Here is a 2396-nt window from a genome sequence, read left to right on the forward strand (position 1 = left end):
TTCCGCCTCGACTGGACTCCCGTTGAACTCGCCACCGAACCAGTCCCGTACGCGGTGATCGGTGACGACACCCTGGGTGTCGGTGGCACCACCTATTCCCAGCTCGCCGCGGTGGCTGATGAGCCTGTTGTGGCTGTCTGTGTGGCAGGTGACGCCGATGTGGTCGAGTCGGCCCATCGACTCACGGCTCGTGCGTTGAGCCTTGTCCAGGACTGGCTCGCCGACGAACGGTTCGTCAACGCACGCCTGGTGTTCGTGACCGCTGGCGCGGTGGCCGGTGTCGACGTGTCGGCCGCGGCGGTGTGGGGTTTGGTCCGGGCGGCGCAGTCCGAGCACCCTGGACGGTTCGGCCTGGTCGACCTGAGCGACGGCTGGACTCCGGACTTGGCGGCCCGCGCGTTCACCACCGACGAGCCGCAACTCGTCGTCGGTAGCGAGGCCACCGCCGCTCGTCTGGCCCGTGCCACCGGGGACACGGCGTCGTGGGATCCGGGGACGGTCGTGGTCACTGGCGGTACCGGTGGTCTTGGTGCGCTGGTGACCCGTCACCTTGTCGAGGAACACGGCGTCACCGATGTGTTGTTGTTGTCCCGGCGCGGTGTCCTCCCCTCGGAACTGTCCGACCTTGGCCGTGTGCGGTCGGTGGCGTGTGACGTGTCGGACCGGGCCGCGCTCGCGGCCGTGCTCGACGGCGAGACCGTAACTGGGGTGATCCACGCGGCGGGTGTGCTGGACGACGGTGTCGTCGAAGCACTCACGCCCGAGCGGCTTGACACGGTGTTGGCGCCGAAGGTCGACGCCGCGTGGTATCTGCACGAGTTGACGCCTGAGGCGACGAACTTCGTCCTGTTCTCCTCGGCTGCCGGTACGTTCGGTAACGCTGGTCAGGCGAACTACGCGGCGGCCAACGCGTTCCTCGACGCACTGGCCGAACACCGCAATGCCCTCGGCCTGCCGGCGGTGTCGCTGGCCTGGGGACCGTGGGACACCGAAGGCATGGCCGAACGTCTCACGCGGTCCGGTACGCCGCCCCTGTCCCCGTCTCTCGGGCTACGGCTGTTCGACGTCGCCACCGGCGCGGCCACACTTGTTCCCACCCGGCTCGACCTCGCCGCCACCCGCGAACACGGGCACGTACCGCCACTGCTCCGCGGCCTCGTGCGCACCACCTCGCGACGACTCGCCGCCGCGTCGTCGACGGTCACAGCGGGCCTGGCCACCACACTGTCGACGCTGGACCACGCGAGCCGTGCCGAGTTCCTGTTCGAGCTGGTGATCGACCAGGTGGCGACCGTGCTGGGGCATGCCACCACGGGTTCGGTGGATCGAACGTCCACGTTCCGGGACCTCGGGTTCGACTCGTTGACCGCGGTCGAGTTCCGTAACCGGCTCGGTGTCGTCACCGGGTTGCGTCTGCCGGCGACCCTGGTGTTCGACTTCCCGACGGCCCCCGCGCTGGTCGACCACCTGTTTGCCGAGCTGATCGGCAGCGCCAAGGACATCACGCCGACCGCCACGGCCGTCGTGGACGGCGATCCGGTCGTGGTGGTCGGTATGGCCTGCCGGTTCCCGGGCGGCGTGGCCACTCCCGAGGACCTGTGGCGTCTGGTGCTCGACGGCACGGACGCGATCACCCCGTTGCCCACCAACCGTGGTTGGGGCCCCGACGCACCGGACCTCGCTGGTGGATTCCTGGCCGACGTCGGCCTGTTCGATCCCGGGTTCTTCGGGATGAGCCCGCGTGAGGCGCTGGCCACCGACGCCCAGCAGCGGTTGCTGCTTGAGGTGTCGTGGGAGGCGTTGGAACGGGCGGGCGTCGACCCGGTCTCGTTGCGTGGCAGCAGGACCGGTGTGTTCGCCGGTGTCATGTACAACGACTACGCGGCCCTGTTGCAGGGCGTGGAGTTCACGGGTTTCCGGGGCAACGGAACGTCGCCGAGCATCGTGTCCGGTCGCGTGTCGTACACGTTCGGTTTCGAGGGTCCGGCGATGACCGTGGACACGGCGTGTTCGTCGTCGTTGGTGGCGATGCACCTGGCGGCCCAGGCGCTGCGGTCGGGGGAGTGCACGCTCGCGCTCGCCGGCGGCGTGACGGTCATGTCCACCCCCGGGGCGTTCGTCGACTTCGCCGCACAGGGCGGTCTCGCGTCCGATGGGCGTTGCAAGGCGTTCGGTGACTCCGCCGACGGTGTCGGCTGGTCCGAAGGTGTGGGCATGCTGGTCCTGGCCAGGCAGTCGGACGCGGAGCGCCTGGGCTACCCGGTGTTGGCGGTCGTGAAGGGTTCGGCGGTGAATTCGGATGGTGCGTCGAACGGGTTGACGGCGCCGAACGGGCCGTCGCAGCAGCGGGTGATCCGTGCGGCGCTCGCGTCGGCCGGTCTGTCGGCGGCGGACGT

General features: G+C 69.5%; 1 protein-coding gene. It reads left to right on the top strand.

Features of this window, described 5'->3' with window-relative positions; translation table 11 throughout:
* Window positions 1-195: 195 nt before the first annotated feature.
* Window positions 196-2396: type I polyketide synthase (locus tag BLA60_RS46395; protein WP_281257530.1), on the top strand; the 2201-nt coding region annotated here is incomplete at its 3' end.

The sequence above is a fragment of the Actinophytocola xinjiangensis genome (assembly GCF_001921215.1).
In the GTDB taxonomy this organism is placed as follows: Bacteria; Actinomycetota; Actinomycetes; order Mycobacteriales; family Pseudonocardiaceae; genus Actinophytocola; species Actinophytocola xinjiangensis.